This is a genomic window from Falsiruegeria sp. JB4-1, from assembly GCF_055693495.1.
The window spans coordinates 2,367,185-2,388,766 of the sequence record NZ_JBVFTZ010000001.1 but is presented as its reverse complement, the minus strand read 5'-3'; the positions used below and the strand labels follow the sequence as shown (position 1 = coordinate 2,388,766).

General features: G+C 56.9%; 16 protein-coding genes and 1 pseudogene. 13 read left to right on the top strand and 4 right to left on the bottom strand.

Going from position 1 to position 21,582, the window contains the following annotated elements; translation table 11 throughout:
* Nucleotides 1-39: 39 nt before the first annotated feature.
* Nucleotides 40-1,059 (bottom strand): betaine--homocysteine S-methyltransferase, encoded by a 1,020-nt coding sequence (gene bmt / locus ACZ1HE_RS12200; RefSeq protein WP_472621129.1) that lies wholly within the window; start codon nucleotides 1,057-1,059, stop codon nucleotides 40-42.
* A 128-nt stretch (nucleotides 1,060-1,187) separates the two neighbouring features.
* The gene (locus ACZ1HE_RS12195) at nucleotides 1,188-1,505 is read right to left on the bottom strand and encodes a DUF1476 domain-containing protein (RefSeq protein ID WP_472621127.1); all 318 of its coding nucleotides are present in this window, start codon (nucleotides 1,503-1,505) and stop codon (nucleotides 1,188-1,190) included.
* Between the two features lie 160 nt (nucleotides 1,506-1,665).
* On the opposite strand from ACZ1HE_RS12195, the gene purC reads away from it, so the two are divergent.
* From purC to ACZ1HE_RS12165, 6 genes and pseudogenes are all read left to right on the top strand, one after another.
* Entirely contained in the window at nucleotides 1,666-2,427 is a 762-nt protein-coding gene (purC, locus tag ACZ1HE_RS12190) for a phosphoribosylaminoimidazolesuccinocarboxamide synthase (RefSeq protein WP_472621125.1), read from the top strand.
* Between the two features lie 86 nt (nucleotides 2,428-2,513).
* On the top strand, nucleotides 2,514-2,747 hold the full coding sequence (purS, locus tag ACZ1HE_RS12185; RefSeq protein WP_085795522.1) for a phosphoribosylformylglycinamidine synthase subunit PurS: 234 nt from the start codon (nucleotides 2,514-2,516) through the stop codon (nucleotides 2,745-2,747).
* Nucleotides 2,744-3,412, top strand: a complete 669-nt coding sequence (purQ, locus tag ACZ1HE_RS12180) for a phosphoribosylformylglycinamidine synthase subunit PurQ (RefSeq protein WP_472621123.1) — start codon at nucleotides 2,744-2,746, stop codon at nucleotides 3,410-3,412. The genes purS and purQ overlap by 4 nt, the downstream gene beginning before the upstream one ends.
* Before the next feature lie 36 nt (nucleotides 3,413-3,448).
* Nucleotides 3,449-5,224 (top strand): sensor histidine kinase, encoded by a 1,776-nt coding sequence (locus ACZ1HE_RS12175; protein WP_472621121.1) that lies wholly within the window; start codon nucleotides 3,449-3,451, stop codon nucleotides 5,222-5,224.
* 12 nt (nucleotides 5,225-5,236) lie between these two features.
* Nucleotides 5,237-6,571, top strand: a complete 1,335-nt coding sequence (locus tag ACZ1HE_RS12170) for a sigma-54-dependent transcriptional regulator (RefSeq protein WP_472621119.1) — start codon at nucleotides 5,237-5,239, stop codon at nucleotides 6,569-6,571.
* A 502-nt stretch (nucleotides 6,572-7,073) separates the two neighbouring features.
* Nucleotides 7,074-10,173 (top strand): annotated as a pseudogene (locus ACZ1HE_RS12165) (Rne/Rng family ribonuclease).
* Between the two features lie 159 nt (nucleotides 10,174-10,332).
* On the opposite strand, the gene ACZ1HE_RS12160 reads toward ACZ1HE_RS12165, so the two are convergent.
* A complete protein-coding gene (locus ACZ1HE_RS12160) occupies nucleotides 10,333-11,235 on the bottom strand; it encodes a LysR substrate-binding domain-containing protein (protein WP_472621117.1) in 903 nt (300 codons plus the stop codon).
* A 210-nt stretch (nucleotides 11,236-11,445) separates the two neighbouring features.
* Here ACZ1HE_RS12160 and ACZ1HE_RS12155 point away from each other — a divergent pair, with 210 nt between their 5' ends.
* A complete protein-coding gene (locus tag ACZ1HE_RS12155; protein WP_472621115.1) occupies nucleotides 11,446-12,843 on the top strand; it encodes a trimethylamine methyltransferase family protein in 1,398 nt (465 codons plus the stop codon).
* Nucleotides 12,844-12,855: 12 nt separating this feature from the next.
* The gene (locus ACZ1HE_RS12150) at nucleotides 12,856-15,318 is read left to right on the top strand and encodes a GcvT family protein (RefSeq protein WP_472621113.1); all 2,463 of its coding nucleotides are present in this window, start codon (nucleotides 12,856-12,858) and stop codon (nucleotides 15,316-15,318) included.
* A gap of 167 nt (nucleotides 15,319-15,485) precedes the next feature.
* Here the strand turns inward: ACZ1HE_RS12150 and ACZ1HE_RS12145 are convergent, their stop codons facing one another.
* Nucleotides 15,486-15,716 carry a sulfurtransferase TusA family protein gene (locus ACZ1HE_RS12145; protein WP_472621111.1) on the bottom strand — a complete coding sequence of 77 codons (231 nt, stop codon included), beginning with the start codon at nucleotides 15,714-15,716 and terminating at the stop codon, nucleotides 15,486-15,488.
* A 105-nt stretch (nucleotides 15,717-15,821) separates the two neighbouring features.
* Between ACZ1HE_RS12145 and ACZ1HE_RS12140 the strand changes: the two genes are divergently transcribed.
* From ACZ1HE_RS12140 to ACZ1HE_RS12120, 5 genes are all read left to right on the top strand, one after another.
* Nucleotides 15,822-16,574, top strand: a complete 753-nt coding sequence (locus ACZ1HE_RS12140) for a cytochrome c biogenesis CcdA family protein (RefSeq protein ID WP_472624457.1) — start codon at nucleotides 15,822-15,824, stop codon at nucleotides 16,572-16,574.
* A gap of 180 nt (nucleotides 16,575-16,754) precedes the next feature.
* Entirely contained in the window at nucleotides 16,755-17,996 is a 1,242-nt protein-coding gene (locus ACZ1HE_RS12135; RefSeq protein ID WP_472621109.1) for a hypothetical protein, read from the top strand.
* A complete protein-coding gene (locus ACZ1HE_RS12130; protein ID WP_472621107.1) occupies nucleotides 17,993-19,342 on the top strand; it encodes a cytochrome P450 in 1,350 nt (449 codons plus the stop codon). The genes ACZ1HE_RS12135 and ACZ1HE_RS12130 overlap by 4 nt, the downstream gene beginning before the upstream one ends.
* A gap of 69 nt (nucleotides 19,343-19,411) precedes the next feature.
* Nucleotides 19,412-20,293 (top strand): fructose bisphosphate aldolase, encoded by an 882-nt coding sequence (locus ACZ1HE_RS12125; RefSeq protein ID WP_472621105.1) that lies wholly within the window; start codon nucleotides 19,412-19,414, stop codon nucleotides 20,291-20,293.
* A 224-nt stretch (nucleotides 20,294-20,517) separates the two neighbouring features.
* On the top strand, nucleotides 20,518-21,567 hold the full coding sequence (locus tag ACZ1HE_RS12120) for a CobW family GTP-binding protein (protein ID WP_472621103.1): 1,050 nt from the start codon (nucleotides 20,518-20,520) through the stop codon (nucleotides 21,565-21,567).
* Nucleotides 21,568-21,582: the final 15 nt, after the last annotated feature.

The following is a 21,582-nucleotide window of genomic DNA, read 5'->3' as shown; positions in this document are numbered from 1 at the left end:
AGAAGAAGAGGGAGCGCCGCAGGACGCTCCCTTTGTCGTTCAGGCGCGGCGACGCCGACGGTTGCGGCGCTCGGGGGCGGCTGAAGCGTCATCACCGGTGCCATCGCTGGCCGATGTGAACGCACCAAGCTTTTCTGTGATCTGGTCCAGCGTCGGGCGGTCACCACGTGGCGTAGTGTCCAGAGCGTTGCGCATCGAACGCAGGTGATCAGGCATGGTACCGCAGCAGCCGCCAATGATCTTGGCGCCAGAATTGCGCGCCATCACCGCATATTCGCCCATCAGTTCCGGCGTGCCGTCATAGTGGATGTGGCCGTCGACATACTTGGGTATGCCTGCATTGCCCTTGGAAATGATCGGACGCTCTGTCCCTTGGGCGGCAAAGCCCAGAACGGTGCGCAGAATGTCCGACGAGCCGGTGCCGCAGTTGGCGCCAAAGGCAAGCGGCGCGTTTGGCAGGCTTTCGACCAGCTGCACCATATCGGCGGAGGTCACGCCCATCATGGTACGGCCTGCGGTGTCAAAGCTCATGGTGCCAACCCAAGGCATGTCGGCCATTGCAAAGGCTTCGGCAGCGGCGCGGTATTCTTCGGGAGCCGAGATCGTCTCGAGCCACAAAACATCAACGCCGCCCTCTTTCAGGCCCTCGGCCTGTTCGTGGAACATCTCGACAGCAGCGGCGTGGCTCAGCGACCCGACGGGCTCCATGATTTCACCGGTTGGGCCGACTGACCCTGCGACGATGACCTTACGGCCCGCTTTGTCGGCCACTTCGCGGCCCAATTCGGCACCTGCGCGGTTCAACTCGCGTACGCGACCTTGAGCGTCGTGCAGTTTCAGGCGGGCGGCGGTGCCACCGAATGTGTTGGTCAGAAACAGGTCGCTGCCGGCATCGACTGAACCCTGATAGAGCGCGCGGATTTTTGCAGGCTCATCCACGTTCCACAGTTCAGGCGCATCGCCTGACTGCAGTCCCATGTTGAACAGGTTGGTGCCGGTTGCGCCATCGGCAAGGATGACATCGTGGCTTTCCAGCATGGCGGAGAACGCATTGGTCATGATCGTGTTCCTGAGAAGAAGGGGCCGGATTCATAGCCCGGAAATACAGACACCCCGTCTCTCATGAACGGGGTGTCAAATCAAATTCATAAAACTCATGAAGATCATGAGCCCATCAGCAAGTCAGCTTAGCCGACCTCATTCATGATCTGCTCTTTGGCTTCAGGCATCAGTTCGGCCATTTTGGCGCGAATGGCATCCGCGTCGGCGATCCCGTTCAGGTCACCTTCGACTTTGCGCACCACATCTTCGTGGTCGGCCTCTTCGAAATCGGCCAGAACAACGCTCTTGGCATACTCTGCGGCGTCGTCGCCCGATTTGCCCATCAGCTCTGCGGCCCAAAGCCCCACCAGTTTGTTGCGGCGCGCAACAGCTTTGAATTGCATTTCCTCGTCATGCGCGAACTTGTTTTCAAACGCATTTTCGCGGTCGTCGAATGTGCTCATTGGCTAGGCCCTTTTATCAGTAAAACCGTTGATCAACATATGACGCCGGACAATCATATCTGCAAGAGGGCGCACCCAACTTGCGACACTGCGGCGCTTGCACTATGAGAGCGGCAAAGCGGGGGGACTCATTTCCCCACACATCCTGGAAAGGTTGCCCATGGCACGTCGCAAAAAGATCTACGAAGGCAAAGCCAAGACCCTGTACGAAGGCCCCGAACCGGGCACCATCGTGCAGTATTTCAAGGATGACGCGACCGCCTTCAACGCCGAGAAGAAAGACGTGATCGAAGGCAAGGGCGTACTCAACAACCTGCTGAGCGAATATTTCATGGTAGGCTTGGGTCAGGTGGGTGTTCCCACGCACTTCCTGAAACGCCTCAATATGCGTGAACAGCTGGTGCGCTCGTGTGAGATTGTGCCGTTGGAAGTCATCGTGCGCAACTATGCCGCGGGGACCATGTCCAAGCGTCTGGGCATTGACGAAGGCACGCAATTGCCGCGCCCGATCGTAGAATATTGCTACAAAGACGACAGCCTTGGCGATCCGCTTGTCACCGAAGAGCATATCGCCGCCTTTGGTTGGGCCAGCCAGCAGGACATGGACGATATTCTGAGCCTGGCGCTGCGGGTGAACGATTTCATGTCGGGCATTATGTATGGCGTCGGCATCAAGTTGGTCGATTTCAAAATCGAGATTGGCCGCATCTATGACGGCGATTTCCAGCGTCTGGTGGTTGCTGACGAGATCAGCCCCGACAGCTGCCGCCTGTGGGACATGGAAACCAACCAGAAACTGGACAAGGACGTGTTTCGCCGCGATCTCGGCAGCCTGACGGATGCCTATTCCGAGGTCGCGCGCCGTCTGGGTCTGATGCCGAACAACCCGGCCTCGATCACCAAACCGACGCTGATCAATTGAATTCCTCGCCTCGTTGAGGTTGAGACCACGAAAACAAGATGAAGCCTGACAAAGGTTCTCGAACCTGAGCCAAAGGACGACGCGACATGAAAGCACGGGTGCATGTAATGCTGAAGAACGGGGTTCTGGACCCGCAGGGCGAGGCCGTGCGCCACGCATTGGGTGCCATGGGCTTTGACAAGGTCGAAGGCGTGCGTCAGGGCAAGGTGATCGACTTGGATCTGGCCGCAGGCGCGACCGAGGCGGATGTAACCGCCATGTGCGAAAAGCTGCTGGCCAACACCGTGATCGAATCCTACAGCATCGAGATGCAGGGATGAAAGCAGCGGTCGTAGTTTTCCCGGGTTCGAACTGTGACCGCGATCTGGCGGTAGCGTTTGAACAGGCGGGATTTGATGTCTCGATGGTCTGGCACAAGGACAACGCGTTGCCCGAAGGGGTGGACATTGTTGGCGTACCGGGCGGGTTCTCCTACGGCGACTACCTGCGCTGCGGCGCCATTGCCGCGCAATCGCCGATTTGCAAGGCCGTTGCTGCGCATACCGAGCGTGGCGGTTATGCCTTTGGCGTTTGCAACGGATTTCAAGTGCTGACCGAAACCGGCATCCTGCCGGGTGCGCTGCTGCGCAATGCGGGGTTGAAGTACATCTGCAAAACCATTGGCCTTAAAGTGGAAACCAGCAACAGCGCCTTTACCGAAGGGTATAACGCAGGCGATGTGATCGGCATTCCTATCGCGCACCACGACGGCAACTACTTTGCCGATGACGAGACGCTGGCCGCACTGCGCGATCAGGACCGTATCGCGTTCACCTATACCGAGAACCCCAATGGTTCGCGCGATGACATCGCCGGCATCCTGTCGGAAAACCGCCGCGTGCTTGGCATGATGCCTCACCCGGAACGGGCGGCGGATGAAGGCCACGGCGGCACCGACGGAACGGCGCTCTTCCGCGCATTGGCAGGCGTGCTCACGCCAGCCTGACTTGAGTAGATGGCCCCGTGCGCGTAGCGTGGGGCCATGAGCAGCACCTCTAGGAAAGCGACGGAACTTCCATTGGCTTGGCCCAGGTCTTCGGCAATCAGCTGGCGTGTGCGGCTGGCTTTGGTTGTTTTGCTAGTGGTAGCAACGGCCACGGTTTGGGTCACCAACAGGTTGCTGACGGACCGGTTTACTGAAAGCACGCGCAACCGGGCTGAACTGCGATTGACGCTTTATTCCGGTAACTTGCTTAGCGAACTGCGCCGTAATGCGATCGTGCCTCAGTTGCTGGCTCGAGACCCAACTTTGATTTCGGCGCTACAGTCCAACGACTTCAGCCGTTCGACCCAGCGCCTGATTTCCTTTGTCGAGGAAATCGGGGCGGCGTCTCTCATGCTGTTGGATTCTGATGGGCGCACAGTGGCTGCCACCGATCGGAACCGTCTTGGGGAACCGCATCGTGGCGAGCCGCACTTTGTAGATGCGATGCGAGCCAATGCAACGGTTTTTACCGTCATTCCACGCGAGGCGGGCGGATATAGTTTTACCTACGCGCGCCGACTTGAAGATGGATCCGAAATTCTTGGCATTATCGTGGTAGAGGTTGATCTGGCCAAGTTTGAACGCGCCTGGTCAGGCATTTCCGATGCGGTGATGGTAACCGACAGCACTGGCTCGATCATTTTGGCAACCGAACCTCGCTGGCGCGGTTTGAACGAGGCCGAAGCCTTGCAGCGGCAAACCCCGCAGGGCGCCATTCAACGCGCCATCCGTGTGACAGCGGATTGGACCGCGCTTCCAGCTGACGCCTATCTGCAGGGTGAGGCGGTGATGCGAATGGAGAGCCGTATTCCTTTCCGAGGGTGGCAGATGACGTCTTTCACCACCTACGCCTCGATCCGCGAGCGAGTGAATGGTGTGTTGGCGCTTGAAATCATGGGATTCGCGATTCTGCTGGCGCTGGCCTTCTATGCGCTCAGTCGTAAGACAGCAGTTCGCATGGCGCTGTTCCAGCGCGAGTCGGCAGAGCTTCGCGCATTGAACGCGCGGCTACAGCGGGAAATTGCTGAGCGGGAGCGGGTGCAAAAGACGCTGGAAGTGGCCGAACAGAGCCTTGCGCAAAGCTCAAAACTCGCTGCTTTGGGCGAGATGTCAGCAGCCGTGAGCCACGAGTTGAACCAGCCGCTGGCGGCAATGAAAACTTATCTGGCAGGTGCTCGTCTGTTGCTGCGTCGCAACCGTCCCGAGGAGGCGCTGGCGAGCTTTGGACGGATCGACAGTTTGATCGAACGCATGGGTGCGATCACCCGGCAGCTCAAGTCGTATGCCCGTAAGGGCGGTGAGACGCTTTCGCCTGTAAACATGGGCGATGCACTGGCCTCGTCCCTATCCATGATGGAACCGCAGCTGCGTCAGAGGCAGGTACAGATCACTCAAATTCTGCCCGATGATCAGGTGCAGGTCATGGGCGACAGACTGCGTATTGAGCAGGTAATGGTGAACCTCTTGCGGAATGCACTGGATGCCACCAAATCAGTAAGGGACCCCGAGGTGGAAATCATTCTGGCCGCAGGGGAAACCGCGACGCTGACTGTGCGCGACAATGGTCAGGGGATCGAGGATTTCGATGCCCTGTTCGAGCCGTTCTATACCACCAAACAGCCGGGCGATGGGGTGGGACTGGGGCTTGCCATCTCGTCCGGGATCGTGAACGACCTTGGGGGGCGCCTGACGGCGCGCAACGGGCAAAACGGCGGCGCGGTCTTTGAAATGCAGCTGCCGATTTTAGAGGATGGCCTTGAGGCCGCGGAATGACGAGGTACCAGTATGGCACAGGCCATGAAAATCGCGATTGTCGACGACGAACAGGATATGCGTCAGTCCATCAGCCAGTGGTTGGCTTTGTCAGGCTATGACACCGAAACCTTTGGCAGCGCCGAAGAAGCGCTCAAGGTTTTGGGGCCGGATTACCCGGGCATCGTGATTTCGGACATCAAGATGCCTGGCATGGATGGAATGCAGTTCCTGAAAAAGCTGATGGGTTCGGATAGTACTTTGCCGGTGATCATGATCACCGGGCACGGCGATGTTCCCATGGCGGTCGAAGCGATGCGAGTGGGGGCATTTGACTTCCTGGAGAAACCGTTCAACCCGGACCGTATGTCCGAGCTTGCCAAACGCGCCACCAACGCCCGACGGCTGACAATGGACAATCGCGCACTGCGACGCGAGTTGAGTGATGGTACTCAATTGATGAACAAGCTCATCGGTGCCAGCCCGGTGATGGAGCGGTTGAAAGAAGATATTCTGGATCTGGGGCAGGCCGATGGTCACGTATTGATCGACGGCGAAACCGGAACCGGTAAAACTCTGGTGGCCCATGCATTGCACGCAGTTGGCAGCCGGGCGGGCAAGAAATTTGTACTGGTGTCCTGCGGTGCTTTGGAGGAAGAGGCCTTGGCCAAGCGCCTCTTTGGTCCGATGTTGCCAGAGGATACGCAACTTCCTGCCATCGAAGAGGCGCGTGGGGGCACTTTGGTTTTGGAAGACATCGAAGCGCTTAGCGATACATTGCAAGCGCGTCTTCTGAACGTGATCAATGAGCAGGGAACGCCAGCCGAAACCCGTATTGTTGCCATTTCAAATCTGCAGGAAGCGGGTCGGACATGTGAAGATGCCTTGCGCCCGGACCTGTTCTATCGCTTGGCCGCACTGCGGATTACCATGCCCCCACTACGCCAGAGGGGAGAGGATATACTGTCGCTCTTTACCCGTCTCAGCGAGCAGTTTGCCGATGAGTATGGCTGTGATGCGCCGCAGGTGTCGGCACAAGAAGCCGCGCAACTGTTGCAGGCTCCTTGGCCGGGCAATGTGCGCCAGCTGATCAACATTGCCGAACGCGCAGTGCTGCAAGCCCGCCGAGGGTCCGGAACGATTGCTTCTCTACTGATGTCCGACCACGAAGAAATGCAGCCAGTGATGACGACCGAGGGCAAGCCACTCAAGGAATATGTTGAGGCCTTCGAACGCATGCTGATCGACAACACTATGCGCCGCCACAAAGGCTCGATTGCCAGCGTGATGGAAGAGCTCTGCCTTCCACGCCGCACGTTGAACGAAAAGATGGCCAAATACGGTTTGCAACGGTCGGATTATCTGTAAGACTGGGTGTTCGCTACTCTTTTCCGGGCGCGAAGTCATTACGGATTTCAATCAAGGGTTGAGTGTAACGGAGTGAAATCCCGTCATGTCTTGGTGAAGATACATTGACCTATTGTCTTTTCCACAGGTCTGCCCTTATGTTGGCGGGACGGGCAGCGCACATCCTGCGTACTAAGCCCCAAATCTGAGATCTCGCTGTTTGATCTGCTACGGCACAAAGCCGAAGGATCCAACAGACCGATTGAGCCCTGAAAGGGGCGCTGTAGTGCCTTCGCTCCAATGCGGGCGAAAGGAATAAATGGGCAGGCGCAGGGACACACCCCGCCTGTCGGAGAAGAACCGCGATGACGCGCGCGCTAGTTTCGAGAAACCGGGCAGGGGGCCAATTGGCCAAACCCTGCCGCGCGCCGTTCTCTATCGCCCCTACAAGACACCTCCCCAATCTCACCGGACCGCCAGGACAGGTCAGGTACGGGCGATTGCGGCGGTGCACCAAGGTAACATGGCAAAGAAGATGCTCATTGATGCCACCCATGCCGAGGAAACTCGGGTTGTGGTGGTCGACGGAAACAAGGTCGAGGAGTTCGATTTTGAATCCGAAAACAAGCGCCAGCTTGCTGGCAATATCTACCTCGCAAAGGTAACCCGGGTCGAGCCGTCGCTGCAGGCGGCCTTTGTGGACTATGGCGGCAACCGCCATGGGTTCTTGGCCTTTTCCGAAATCCATCCCGACTACTATCAAATCCCGGTCGCAGACCGCGAAGCCCTGATGGAAGAAGAACGTGCTTATGCCGAGGCAATGAAAGCGCGCGACGAAGAAGAAGAGGCCAAGCCGAAACGCAAATCTCGGTCGCGATCAAAATCCAAGGCGGCTCGGGTCAAGTCCGAAGATGCGGTGGAGACCAAAGAGGTCGAGAGCGAAATCAGCGGTATGGAGACCATTGATCTCACCGATGATGGTGAAGATCAAATCACCGATCCGCTTGAAGGCAGTTCCCCTATGGAACGGGTTGCGGATACACCTGTCGAGGAACCTGTGGCTTCCGATGGTGAAGAAGCGGCTGAACCTGCTAATGAAGCAGATGCAGAGGTCGAGGTAGAAGCGTCAACCGAAGATGCGCCTGCTGAAGAAGCCGATGAAGTTCAGGCCAAGGAAGAGAACGCCGAGGGCGTCGAAACGCCCAAAGCAGAAGATACTCCTGAAACAGCTGACGCGCAGCCCGAAGAGGCCGCCGCAGAAGAAACTGTTGAAAACAACAGCGAAGACGGCTCTTCGGCAGACCCGGAAGACGCAACTGTTGAGGCGTCGGACGAGTCGCAAGATGCGTCGGACGACGAAGGAGAAGAAGACGAGATCGAGTCCAAGGCTGACGCGACCTCGAAAGATGACAGCATCGAATCCGTTGCGGATGAGGATGACAGCGACGATATCCGTCCGCCGCGCAAACCGCGCCCGCGTCGTTACAAGATCCAGGAAGTCATCAAGGTCCGTCAGGTTCTGTTGGTGCAGGTCGTCAAAGAAGAGCGCGGCAACAAGGGCGCAGCTCTGACCACATATCTGTCGCTGGCTTAGCCGCTACTGCGTTTTGATGCCCAACACCGCACGTGGGGGTGGCATCAGCCGCAAGATCACCAACGCCGCCGACCGCAAGAAACTGAAGGAAATCGCTGCTGAAATTGACGTGCCCACCGGCGCGGGCCTGATTGTACGCACGGCCGGTGCCAAACGCACCAAAGCCGAGATCAAGCGCGACTATGAATACCTGCAACGCTTGTGGGAGCAGATCCGTGAACTTACGCTCAAGTCGATCGCGCCTGCCAAAATCTATGAAGAAGGCGACCTGATCAAACGCTCGATCCGCGACTTGTATAACCGCGAGATTGACGAGGTCTTTGTCGAGGGCGAACGCGGCTACCGCATCGCCAAGGACTTCATGAAGATGATCATGCCGTCTCACGCCAAAAACGTGAAGCGGTACGAGGACGCGCTGCCGCTGTTCGCACGCTATCAGGTGGAAAGCTACCTCGCGGGGATGTTCAACCCGACCGTGCAGCTGAAATCGGGTGGTTACATCGTCATCGGCGTGACCGAAGCTCTGGTCGCCATCGACGTCAACTCTGGCCGGGCCACCAAAGAGGGCTCGATCGAGGAAACGGCACTCAAGACCAATCTGGAAGCTGCCGAAGAAGTGGCGCGCCAGCTGCGTCTGCGTGACCTTGCCGGTCTGATCGTCATCGATTTCATCGATATGGACGAGCGCAAAAACAACGCCGCCGTTGAAAAGCGGATGAAGGACAAGCTTAAGACCGACCGCGCGCGCATCCAGGTGGGCCGCATCTCGGGCTTTGGCCTGATGGAGATGAGCCGTCAGCGTTTGCGTCCGGGCATGATCGAGGCCACGACGCAACCTTGCCCGCATTGTCACGGCACTGGTCTGATCCGTTCGGACGATAACATGGCGTTGTCGATCCTGCGCCAGATCGAAGAGGAAGGCACCCGCCGCCGCTCGCGCGAGGTTTTGGTTCGTTGCCCGGTGAGCATCGCAAACTTCCTGATGAACCAGAAACGCGAGCACATTGCTCAGATCGAAGCGCGATATGGCCTATCAATTCGGATTGAGGGCGACGTTCATCTGGTCAGCCCTGATTTCTCGATAGAGAAGTTCAAAACGGCAACTCGCAAGGTGCCAGAGGCTACGGCGCCTGTGGTTTCGGTTGATACCTCGTTGATGGATCAGGTTGACGCTGACGAATCTGATGAAGCTGAGGCCGAAATCGAAACACAGGAAGCCGTAGACACTGACGATAGCAAACCCAAACGCAAACGCCGTCGTCGGCGTCGTCGTCGGAGTGGAAATGGCGGCGAGCAAACACAGCAAGCTGAGGGCGAAGAGAGCGACGAGGAAGAGTCCAAGCAGGAAGATGCGGACTCTGCACTTGAAGAAGGTGAAATCTCTGCTGATGGCGAACAGGGTGAAGTAGAAAAGCCCGCAGAAGCTGAAACGGCTGAAGAAGCGCCAAAACCTAAGCGCCGTCGTCGAACCCGCAAGAAAGCTGATGACGCGTCAGTAGAAGAGCCCACGACCGAAAGTGTCGAGGCTCAAGCGGCCGAAGGTGAAGTCGCCACAGTGGGCGAAGAAGAACCTAAGAAAGAGGCCAAACCCAAACGTCGCCGTACACGCAAGAAAGTCGAACCCGAGGTTGCTGTTGAACAACAGGAAACCGATGGTCAGATCGAAGATGCCAGTGCGGACAATGCGAAAGAGGTCGACGCGTCAGTTCAGGAAACTGAGGCTCCTGTCGAGGCTGTTGAAGTTGCTGAGGAACCCGCATCAGAGAATGCGAGCGAGGCGCAAAGCGAAGACAGTGCTTCTGAGGGACAACAACTGGCAGAGACTGTTGCGCCAGACGTGCCTCAAGAACCTGAAGTCGTGAAAGAAGAACCCGCCAAGGCTGTTGCAGATGAGGTCCCGGAGGCGCAAGTTGAAGAAACTCAACCTGAACCGGTGCTGGAAACTGTTGCTGAGGTACCAGCCTCTGCACCTGAACCTACTGAGCCGCCAAAGCCCAAGAAACGCGGCTGGTGGTCCTTGGGAAGTTAACTTCGCCGGAACAATCGGATTGTGTGACCCGGTTGGTCACCTGATCTAACAAGCTGAAAGTAGAAAGCCCTCAAAGGATTCTTTGGGGGCTTTTTCTTTGAGCGACAGCACAAGTTGTCTGTGCAGAAGCATCCGCTGCATCGACGCGGGTGATCTAGGTTATGGTTTATTCGACAGTATCCAATCTCGAACGTTCAGGGCTTGATGGCTCAACTGGCGATTGCTCGACCAAACAAGATAAAACCCCTTACCTGATCGCCATTGCCAATCGGTTCGCGCGGCCAGCAGACCCTGTTCGACCAACCTGTCCGCAATGTGGTGCCAACCAAACGCAAATCCTTCTCCGGCCATTGCTGCCTGAAGAACCAGAGCATAGTCGTTGAGCCGAAGACCTTCGCTCGGCACCGCGTCACGAATGTCAAATTGTGCGAACCAGTCACGCCATGTCGGGCGCTCCCTTACGGGTTCCTCTAGATGGATCAATCTTTGGTGGAGGAGGCCGGGTAGGCTTCGTAACCCAAGGGCCGCTGCCATTGTCCGGGGGGCAGCCACGGGATAGATGATTTCTTCGGCGATAAGCGCGCTTTCACATCCTGACCAGTCACCGGTTCCACGGCGAACGGCCAAGCTTATGTTCTCCGTATCAATATCTGGTTCGCGGTCACTTGATTGTAATCTCAGGTCGATGTGTGGATGTTGTGTTTTTAGGTCGGAAAGGCGCGGCATCATCCAATAGTTATTAAATGCAGTCGACGCGCTCAGAGTCACGTATTCCGGTCGGGCGAGTTGCCGGATGGCCGAGGCGGATTGCGCTAGATGCTCGAACGCCAACGTTACATCCGTCAAAAGCCTTTCTCCTGCCACCGTAAGTGAAACCTTGCGGTGTTTCCGTGTGAACAATGCAGTGCCCAGGCTTTCTTCCAGTTGTCGGATCGAGGCGCTGACCGCAGGCTGCTGCACGTTCAATTCTTTAGCGGCCCTGGTGAACGAACCAAGGCGCGCAGCGGCTTCAAAAACAACCAGGTGCCGTGGGGAAGAAAGATGTCGCCAAAGGTTTTGCATAATTTGAAATTATCCTAACGATTACTTTTTTCAAGCGTCACAGGCGCTCCTGAGGTTGATAGAAGTTATCCAAACCAAAGGGAGAGTTTCCATGGCCAGACGAAGTCGAAAACGTCAGTCCCGTGATGTCGTTGAGGGAGCTCCGGCTTCACCCTGCGTCAAGCGAACGCTTCCCTTTTTGATCCTCTGGATGACGAACAAATGGTTCGCTTGGAAGACCAGGTTGACTGGCTGATGCAAGAGGTCGGCGTTGCGTTCCGCGATGACCCGGTTGCGCTGGAACTATGGAAACGCGAAGGCGCAAGTATCGAAGGGGATATCGTCCGTGCCCCGGCTGATTGGATCCGCTCGCTTTGTGCAAAAGCGCCATCCCAATTTACCCAGCTTGCTCGCAACCCCGAGCGTTCCGTCCGAATTGGAGGGCGAAACCAAGTGTTTGCTCCGATTTACGGGGCACCATTCGTGCGTGATCTTGATGGTGGCCGTCGCTATGGGGATATGAAGGCGTTTCGCGATCTCGTGCGACTCACCTACATGCTGCCCGGGTTGCACCACGGCGGTTTTGTCACTTGTGAACCATGCGACGAACCGGTGAGTAAACGCCATCTGGACATGTTGCTGGCCCATATGACCCTGTCGGACAAACCGCACCTTGGCGCCATCACGGAAATGAGCCGGGCACAAGACAGCGTCGACATGGCTGAAATCGTCTTTGGCAAGGAACTCATGGACAAGAATTGCGTGATCATGGGCAACGTCAACACCAATTCGCCAATGCTGGTCGACAAAGTGGTAACCGAAGCTGCCCGGGTCTATTCGCTCAGGGGGCAGGGTTTGGTCGTGGTCCCCTTTATCCTTTCCGGGGCCATGGGCCCAGTTTCCACGGCGGCATCCGTAGCTCAAGCCATGGCCGAGGCAATGATGGTCTGCGCTTATGTACAACTGTTGCGCCCGGGGGCGCCTTTCGTGCTTGGAAACTTCTTGTCTTCCATGTCACTCAAATCTGGCGCGCCCACGTTTGGGATGCCCGAGCCGGTCATTTCGAATTATGTGATCGGGCAACTTGCGCGGCGTGCGGGCCTGCCGCTTAGGTGCGGCGGATCGCTGACTGCTTCCAAGGTCGAAGATGCCCAGGCAGCTTATGAAAGTGCAGATTCGATGCATTCCACCATGTTGGCCGGGGCAAACTTCGTGCTTCATTCGGCCGGTTGGTTAGAGGGAGGTCTCTGTACGGGTTTTGAGAAACTCGTAATGGATGCGGATCGACTTGGGGGTTACCAAAAAGTTCTCGACCAGGGATTGGACACGTCTGACGAACAATTTGCTCGCGATTCCTATGACGAGGTTGATCCGGGCGGCCACTTTCTTGGGTCGTCGCATACGATGCGGAACTATCAGACAGCGTTCTATGAGCCAAAGCTGAGCGACAGTGAAAACGTGGAGAGCTGGGAAGAAGGCGGTTCCCTAGATATGCGACAGCGCGCCAACGCCCGTGTGCAGCAACTTCTAAGGGAATACCAAGAGCCGCCGATGGATGCATCCACGCGCGAAGAGCTGCACGCCTATGTGGCGAAACGCAAAGAAGAACTGCCCGATGCCTGGTACTAAAGGAGACTGAGAATGCCGGAAATTCAAACTGATGATGCCAGCAGCGGCAAACAGCTTCCCTCTCACGCAAAAGTCGTTGTTATCGGCGGTGGCGTCGTGGGGTGTTCGATCCTGTTTCACCTTGCCAAGTTTGGGTGGAGTGATGTCGTTCTGTTGGAACGCGATGAGTTGACTTCGGGGTCGAGTTGGCACGCGGCGGGGCAGATACACACTATCAGTTCAGACCCGAATATTTCACGTCTGCAAAGCTATACAATCGATCTTTATAAGGAGATCGAAGAAACCTCGGGCCATTCGGTTGGCCTGCACATTACAGGCGGGTTCTATGCTGCCTCGACGAAGGAATGGTACGATTACCTAAAGCGCGAGCGATCCAAAGCTCGCTACATGGGCTTGCAGCAGGAGTTCATCTCACCCAAAGAATTGGCTGAGCGACACCCCCTTATTGATCCAAAGCATTACTACGCGGCGCTCTGGGATGATCAGGATGGTGATCTGGATCCGTCCGGCGCGACATATGCCTTTGCAAAATCTGCGCGCGTTCATGGTGCGCAATATTTCACGCATTGCGGCGTGACTTCGATGGTGCAGCGACCTGATGGGTCTTGGGACCTGCACACTCCCAAAGGGATGATCAACGCCGAGCAGGTGGTAAATTGCGGCGGTCTCTGGGCCCGGGAAGTGGGGCATATGTCCGGTATCCATCTGCCTGTACAACCGATGGAGCACCATTATCTGATCACCGAAACCATCCCCTTGATCCGAGACCGGATGGAAACACTTGGAGAGGATGGACGTTTGCCTGCGGGAATCGATTACGAGGCTAACATCTATTTCCGGCAGGAACGTCAGGGAATGTTGCTCGGCACCTATGAGCCAAAATCAACACCGTGGAAGGTTGAGGGGACGCCGTGGGACTTTGGTCACGAGTTGCTGCAACCCGATCTAGATCGGATCGCGGATAGGTTGGAAATGTCATTCGACCGCATCCCAACCATTGGACAGGCAGGGATCAAGGACATGATCAATGGTCCTTTCACATTTGGCCCTGACGGTAATCCAATGATCGGACCAGTGCCTGGTATGAAAAACTACTGGGTTGCCGTAGGGGTCATGGCCGGGTTCTGCCAAGGTGGTGGCGTGGGCCTGACTATGGCCGAATGGATGATGGACGGAGAACCCTCTATCGACGTTTGGGCCATGGATGTTGCCCGCTTCGGAGAGTTCGCAACGCCGGATTGGGGCACCGTGAAGTCTTCAGAGAACTACGAGCGGCGATTTGTGATGACTTTTCCGAACGAAACCCTGCCAAAGGGTCGGATGCAAAAAACTACCGCTCTCTATGACCGTCTGGTCTCCAGGGGTGCACGCATGGGGCAGGGGTTTGGGTTGGAGAACGCGCTTTGGTTTGCTGACGGACCCGAAGACGCCCATGAAGAACCGACCTTTGAACGCAATCGCTCTCACGCGTTTGTAGCCCGCGAAGTGAAAGCGGTGCAGGATGCTGTCGGCGGAATTGAAATTGCGAATTTCTCAAAACATGATTTCAAAGGTGCTGGCGCACGAGCCTATTTGGATCGCGTGCTTGCTGGCCATGTTCCAAAACCCGGGCGACTGGCCCTGACGCCAATGTTGACGCCCAAGGGAAAACTGTATGGCGATCTGACAGTAGCTTGTCTTGCAGAGGATCACTTTATCCTGTTCGGGTCTGGCGCCATGCAGGAAGCGCACCGTCGCTGGTTCGAGCGCGATCTGCCCAAAGATGTGTCTTACGCAAACGTAAGCGATGAATGGCATGGTGTTGCGCTGTCCGGTCCCAAGTCGCGCGAACTGCTCCAGCGTATCACGCGCGATGATGTGACAACCATGAAGTTCCGAGACTTGCGACAGACTTTTGTTGCTGGTGTACCGGTGATCTTGAACCGGATCAGTTTCAGTGGCGAACTCGGGTATGAAATCTATTGTAAACCGCAATACCTGTTGCGGCTGGCTGAAGCCATCGAGGAGGCCGGGGCCGATCTGGGCTATTGCTGGTATGGCGCCCGCGCGTTGATGTCGATGCGGCTGGAAAAGGGATGGGGTGTATGGACGCTGGAGTTTCGACCGGACTTCAATGCGGTTGAAAGTGGCATGGATGCATTCATCAACTGGAAAAAGGACTTTGTAGGCAAAGAGGCAACAGAAATAGCCAAGGCAGAAGGAACAAAGCAAAGGCTTGTAACCATGAAGATCGACGTAGACGGCATTGATGTGTCCAACGACGAGGCGATCCTGAAAAATGGTGTAGCTGTGGGGTATGTTTCATCTGGGGGCTACGGCCACCGCGTCGGTCAATCGTTGGCAATGGGCTATGTGTCTACTGAAAACGCGGAGCCTGGCACGACACTGCAAGTCGAGATTCTGGGTGAAATGTATGATGCCGAGGTTCTTGGGGCGCCTGCCTATGACGCAAACGGGGCGAACATGCGCGTTTAGAAGGAAGCCAGGTTTCGCTGGGAAATGACCTGTTTTCATGGTCATTTCCCAATGGCTGGAAGGTGGATCACATCCAGAGGCGCAAATACGCCCGGCAACCAAGTGTACGCAACTTCACTTTTGTGAAAGTCAGATATCTGAGAGCCTATCGCTACTTCTGTGAGGCACTACTTGCGTTCGATCACGTAGACCTGATGGCTTTCCGTTTCAGATTGCGACACCAGCCGGTGGCCGCTTTCATTGCAAAAATGAGGTACGTCAATTATCGCGGCCGGGTCATCAGCCAAAAGGCGCAACAACGCTCCAGTGGGCATGGATTTAAGCCGTTTGCGGGCTTTTAGAACGGGCAGAGGGCACAGCAATCCCAGAGCGTCCAGCGTATCGGTTTCATCAGTCATGCACCTGAGATATGACGCCTGATCACGGCTGTCCACACTATCACCACGAGGATGTGACTGGATGGCCCCGTGACGCAGGCCAAGGGATGGCTTAAGTGCTGGAACATGTTCGGAATTGAGATCATAGACGCGGGCCTGATTCCCGCCATGATGGTGGCCCTGCTTGGCGGCGTCATCAGCTTTCTGTCACCCTGCGTCCTGCCCATCGTGCCACCCTATCTGGCCTACATGAGCGGCGTGACGATCAACGAGATGCAGGACGAGGCGCGGGCGCGCCGCAAGGCGACGATCGCGGCGCTGTTTTTTGTGCTGGGTCTGTCGACCGTCTTTTTGCTGTTGGGGTTCACTGCGTCGGCCTTTGGAGCCTTTGTCCTGCAGAACCAGGAGTTGTTCACCAAGATATCGGGCGGTGTGGTCATCCTGTTTGGTCTGCATTTCCTGGGCATCTTCCGTATTTCGATCCTGGATCGCGAGGCGAGAATGGAGACAGGTGAAGCGGGCGGGTCGAGCTTTGGCGCCTATGTTCTGGGTTTGGCCTTTGCCTTTGGCTGGACACCCTGTATCGGGCCGCAGTTGGGCGCGATCCTGTCACTGGCAGCGTCCGAGGCATCGGTAGCGCGCGGCACGTTGTTGCTGGGCGTCTATGCTGCAGGGCTTGGTATCCCGTTTCTGTTGGCCGCGATGTTCCTGAACCGCTCGATGCGGGTGATGAACAAGATCAAACCGCACATGGGCACCATCGAAAAGGTGATGGGTGGTCTGTTGTTACTTGTTGGAGTGATGCTGGTGACAGGAGCCTTCACACAGTTCAGCTGGTGGTTGCTGGAAACCTTCCCGGGTCTGGCCTTGTTGGGCTAACTCCGGTTCTTAAGATCCCGGGTGCTCCCGCCCGTCGTCAATTTTTCTTGCGAAAAACCTTCTCCCGTTGGGCCAGGCCTCGCTCCGCTCGGCGGTTGGTCCATGGGGCGGGCGTAAACCCGCAAAATGCTCTAGTCTTGCCACATTGATAGGTTATGCTTTTGCCAAAGAGGTCAGAGCATGAGCAGTCCAGTGCCCCAGAAACAGGTGCGTCGCCGCCGGGTGTTCTATATCCCCGGATACGACCCCATTCATCCGCGCCGCTACCGCGAGCTCTACCGCAAGGAAGGCACGGCCCAGGCCGGTATTTCGGGTTATGAGATAGGCCTGAAGCCCAAGACCACCAAGGGCCCTTACGGCTGGCATGTCGCCTCAACCCAGGACGGTGTTGCAGTCACGGCGGATGTCCAGGTTCTGGTCTGGTCTGACATCGTGCGCGACAGCATGTCGTCAACCATTCCGGCCACATACCTGCAACTGGCGCGCACGGCTTGGACCTACATCATGTCCGGTGCGTTATGGAGGCTGATGAAGCTTCGCAAGGGGCCTGTGATAGCGGCGCTCTATCCGGTTGGGATGTTGCTGCTGCAACTGCTGCTGGCGGGGCTTTTGGCCTGGGGTGTGGCGAGCGCTGTCTTGCTTTTAGATGGTTTTCTGCCGTCGCTCGCCTTGCGGGTTGCAGGCTGTGTTGTAGGGCTTGCGGCGGGCATTGCCTTGCTGCGGTGGTTCCGGGCGCGGGATGGCAAGTTCTTTGCCTATTACTTGATGCATGATTATGCCTATTCGGCGCAATCGCAGGGGGCTAATCCGCCCGAGCTTGAAGCACGGATCGCGGAATTCACTGAGTTGGTGGCGGAGGCACTGCAAAGCAATGTCGACGAGGTGCTGGTAGTCGGGCATTCCTCAGGCGCGCATGTGGGCGTTTCGGTTCTAGCCGATCTGATACGGCAGGGTCGGGTGCCTGAAGAGGGGCCTGCACTTGGGTTTATGTCGCTGGGGCAGGTTGTACCTATGGTGTCATTCCTGCCAGAAGCCACCCGACTGCGCACTGATTTACAGTACCTATGTAGCCGCGATGAGCTTGCATGGGTCGATGTCTCGGCCCCCGGCGATGGCTGTGCCTTTGCGCTCTGTGATCCAGTGACAGTCAGCGGTGTGGCCACAGACGAGAAGCGCTGGCCGCTTGTTTTCTCTGCGGCGTTCACACAAACCCTGTCGCCTGAACGGTGGGCCGAATTGCGCTGGCGGTTCTTCCGACTGCATTTCCAGTATCTTTGCGCCTTCGACCGTCCCGGTGACTACGATTATTTCCGCATCACGGCTGGTCCTCTGACACTGGCCGAGCGGTACCGCGATCGTGCCCCGTCGAAATCGCGCATCGACGCGGCCGTTTCCAAATACACATCGGTGGCCGCTGCATGATCCCGCCAAAACCGCCCGCACGGCCTGACAAGGTCTCGCTCGGCCGCTACATGCGCCTGTTTCGACAAGACATCCTGTCGGCCCAACCCGCGCGCCTATACCGGGCCTGGATGGCCGAGTTCAAAACGCCGTTCTTTCGCTCGTTCCTGATGAACCAACCTGAATTGGTGGATGAGGTTCTGAAACAGCGTCCCGACGACTTTCCCAAATCCAGCCGGATAAGCGAGGGGCTGCGTCCGCTGTTGGGGGACTCGGTGTTTTTGACCAACGGAGACACATGGAAGCGCCAACGTCGCATCATTGACCCCGCCTTCGAAGGCGGACGCCTGCGCGACACGTTTCCGGCAATGTGGGCGGCGGCCGAGGCTTGCGTTGCCCGGATGCATGGGCAGGTGGATCAAGTTGTCGAAATCGAAGAGATCACCAGCCACGCCGCCGCTGATGTGATCTTTCGCACGCTTTTTTCATTGCCGATCGAACATGAGGTGGCCGCCGAGGTGTTCCACCAGTTCCGCGCCTATCAGCGGGAACAACCTATCTTGAACATCGCGGCCTTCATTCCGTTGCCGCGCTGGATGCCCCGGTTTCATTCGCGCAAGACGAAGGCCACCGCCAAGACGATCCGCAACCTGATCACGCAGCTTACAACCGAACGCATGGCGCAGATCAAAGACGGATCTGCGCCCGATGATCTGGCGACCAAGATCATGACGACCGCTGACCCGAAGACGGGTGATCGGTTCAGCACGCAAGAGATGGTTGACCAGGTGGCGATCTTTTTCCTTGCCGGGCATGAAACCAGCGCCTCTGCGCTCGCCTGGACGCTTTACCTGATGGCGCTCTATCCGGACTGGCAAGAGAAGCTGTCAGCAGAAGCTCAGGTGTTGGATACACCAGATTTCTCGGTCATGTCCAAACTCAAGCTCAGCCGGGATGTGTTCCGCGAGGCGCTACGCCTTTATCCACCCGTGCCGATGATGGTGCGGCAGGCCACTTGCCCCGAACGGTTCAGGGATCGCGACGTGCCTAAGGGGTCTCAAATCGTGCTCAGTCCATGGCATCTGCATCGGCATGAAAGGCTGTGGGATAACCCCGACGGTTTTGATCCGACCCGATGGGCGACCGAGAATGGAAAAAAATGCCAGCGAGAGGCCTATATGCCGTTCTCCGCTGGTGCCCGTGTTTGCACCGGGGCGGGCTTTGCGATGGTTGAAGGGCCATTGATCCTGTCGATGATATTGCAGGCCTATCGCGTGGAGCGGGTCGAGGGCCGCGACCCGGTGCCAGTCGCCCATCTGACAGTGCGGTCAAAAGACGGCATCTGGCTGCGTCTTGTCCGGCGCTAACAATCTACCATCCCGCAATCGCTTGCTGTATGCGGGGCGGGACGTGGAATCAATTTACGGGAAAGAGATATGTCCAAGGCAGAACAGCGCGAACAGATGGCCAACGGCGCGGGTTTCATCGCGGCCCTCGACCAGAGCGGCGGCTCGACCCCAAAGGCGCTGGCGCTTTATGGCGTTGATGCAGCGCAGTACGGATCCGAAGAAGAAATGTTTGCCGAGATCCAGAACATGCGCGCCCGCATTATCCTGTCGGACGACTTTAACAAGGCCAAGGTGATCGGCGCGATCCTGTTCGAACGCACTCTGGGCGAGCAGATCAACGGCAAATCCGTAGCTGACTATATTTGGTCGGAAAAGGGTGTCGTGCCGTTCCTGAAGATCGACAAGGGTTTGGAAGACGAGGCAAACGGTGTTCAGATGATGAAACCGATCCCCGGTCTGGCGGACACTCTGGCGAAGGCGACAGGTGTGTTCGGCACCAAAGAGCGTTCCGTCATTCATGAGGCCAACGCGACAGGTATCGCCGCCGTTGTGGCACAGCAGTTCCAGGTTGCCCGCGAAGTGATCGCAGCAGGCATGGTCCCTATTGTCGAACCCGAGGTCAACATCCACTCGGAAACCAAGGCCGAAGCTGAGGAGATTTTGAAGGCTGAGATTCTGAAAAATCTGGAAACTCTGGACGAGGGCCAGGACGTGATGCTCAAGCTTACAATCCCGTCCGAGGCGAACCTCTATGACGCGCTCGCCGATCACGCCCGCGTTGTGCGTGTTGTGGCTTTGTCGGGGGGCTATTCGACGGAAGATGCATGCGCCAAACTGGCCCAAAACGGCAAGATGATCGCGTCTTTCTCGCGTGCGTTGACCGAAGGTCTGTCCAAGCAGCAGTCGGACGACGAATTCAACGCTGCTCTTGGCAGTAATATCGACAAGATCTATTGCGCCTCGATCTAGGGGCTAGCGATACAGCCAGCCACATGGCTGACGGAATGATTGAGATTGACCTGCCACGTCGGTGGCGGGTCTTTTCGTTTTGATATGTCCGCAAAGCGACTTCGAGACCGATTGCGCCTCAATCCCTTGTTCGCACCATCGTTTAGAAATCCTGGGCTTGGCATCGGGACCGGAACCGGCCTATCTGCATTCAGCCCCTGGGAAAAGGAAAGGGCTGCGCTTACATGACCGAACCCCGCATTCCTGTCACTTTGCTCACCGGTTTTTTGGGGGCGGGAAAGACAACGCTCCTCAACAAAGTGCTGTCGCATCCTGACACCGGACGGGTTGCGGTGATCATGAATGAGTTTGGCGATGCCGGGTTGGATCATGAGATCATCGAAGCCACCCCCGAAGACATAACGCTGCTGTCCTCGGGTTGCATCTGCTGTTCTTTACGCGGCGATCTGGTGCAGGCTATCCCCGATCTTCTAAATCGGCGGGCATGCGGGGAATTGGAATTTGAGCGGATCGTGATCGAGACAACCGGGCTCGCCGATCCGGGGCCGATCCAACGCACGCTCCTCATGGAGCCGTCCTTGGCCGAGCTGATCAAGCTCGATGGCATCGTGACCCTTGTGGATGCGGTAAACGGCGCAAAAACACTGGATACGCATTTCGAGGCGGTCTCGCAGGCCACGATGGCGGATCTGATTGTGTTGACCAAGACGGATGTTGCAAGGGTTGCACAGACCCAACATTTGCGTAAACGCCTAGAGCGGTTGAATGCGGCGCAGATCGTTGAAATAGATCAGGCAGTTGCCCAACCTGGGCTTCTCTGGGGGTGTTCTGTGGTCAAACAGGATGCGGCGCACGAGGATGTTTTGTCCTGGCTGACTCCAAAGAAAGTGAGCGTAAAACTCGACCCCTTTGCCAATATGTCTGGATTGGCTGCAAGTGCGCCTGCAGATGTTGCAGTTTTGTCGGCGCACGAAGAGCGCATCGACTCGGCCTCTTTGGTGTTGGATGGCCCCTTGGATCGAAAAGAACTGGGGATTTGGCTCAGCGAATTGCTCATGGGGCGCAGCGAGAACATTCTGCGGGTCAAAGGGATCGTCTTTTTTCAAGGCGAGGGCACCCCGGTGGTGTTCCACTGTGTGCAACATACCATTGAGCCACCCGTGAGGCTGAGAAACTGGCAAGGGGAAGACAAGCGCTCAAAGATCGTCGTAATTGCGCGGGATATTTCGAGAAGCCGTTTGCAGCAACTGCTGCGCAAAATTGAAAGGGCATGACCCAAAGGTCGCTGC

Excerpts from the sequence above, each read along its gene's own strand:
- bmt (WP_472621129.1), bottom strand. The coding sequence starts at position 1,059 with ATGACCAATGCGTTCTCCGCCATGCTGGAAAGCCACGATGTCATCCTT.
- ACZ1HE_RS12195 (WP_472621127.1), bottom strand. The coding sequence starts at position 1,505 with ATGAGCACATTCGACGACCGCGAAAATGCGTTTGAAAACAAGTTCGCG.
- purC (WP_472621125.1), top strand. The coding sequence starts at position 1,666 with ATGGCACGTCGCAAAAAGATCTACGAAGGCAAAGCCAAGACCCTGTAC.
- purS (WP_085795522.1), top strand. The coding sequence starts at position 2,514 with ATGAAAGCACGGGTGCATGTAATGCTGAAGAACGGGGTTCTGGACCCG.
- purQ (WP_472621123.1), top strand. The coding sequence starts at position 2,744 with ATGAAAGCAGCGGTCGTAGTTTTCCCGGGTTCGAACTGTGACCGCGAT.
- ACZ1HE_RS12175 (WP_472621121.1), top strand. The coding sequence starts at position 3,449 with ATGAGCAGCACCTCTAGGAAAGCGACGGAACTTCCATTGGCTTGGCCC.
- ACZ1HE_RS12170 (WP_472621119.1), top strand. The coding sequence starts at position 5,237 with ATGGCACAGGCCATGAAAATCGCGATTGTCGACGACGAACAGGATATG.
- ACZ1HE_RS12160 (WP_472621117.1), bottom strand. The coding sequence starts at position 11,235 with ATGCAAAACCTTTGGCGACATCTTTCTTCCCCACGGCACCTGGTTGTT.
- ACZ1HE_RS12150 (WP_472621113.1), top strand. The coding sequence starts at position 12,856 with ATGCCGGAAATTCAAACTGATGATGCCAGCAGCGGCAAACAGCTTCCC.
- ACZ1HE_RS12145 (WP_472621111.1), bottom strand. The coding sequence starts at position 15,716 with ATGACTGATGAAACCGATACGCTGGACGCTCTGGGATTGCTGTGCCCT.
- ACZ1HE_RS12140 (WP_472624457.1), top strand. The coding sequence starts at position 15,822 with ATGTTCGGAATTGAGATCATAGACGCGGGCCTGATTCCCGCCATGATG.
- ACZ1HE_RS12135 (WP_472621109.1), top strand. The coding sequence starts at position 16,755 with ATGAGCAGTCCAGTGCCCCAGAAACAGGTGCGTCGCCGCCGGGTGTTC.
- ACZ1HE_RS12130 (WP_472621107.1), top strand. The coding sequence starts at position 17,993 with ATGATCCCGCCAAAACCGCCCGCACGGCCTGACAAGGTCTCGCTCGGC.
- ACZ1HE_RS12125 (WP_472621105.1), top strand. The coding sequence starts at position 19,412 with ATGTCCAAGGCAGAACAGCGCGAACAGATGGCCAACGGCGCGGGTTTC.
- ACZ1HE_RS12120 (WP_472621103.1), top strand. The coding sequence starts at position 20,518 with ATGACCGAACCCCGCATTCCTGTCACTTTGCTCACCGGTTTTTTGGGG.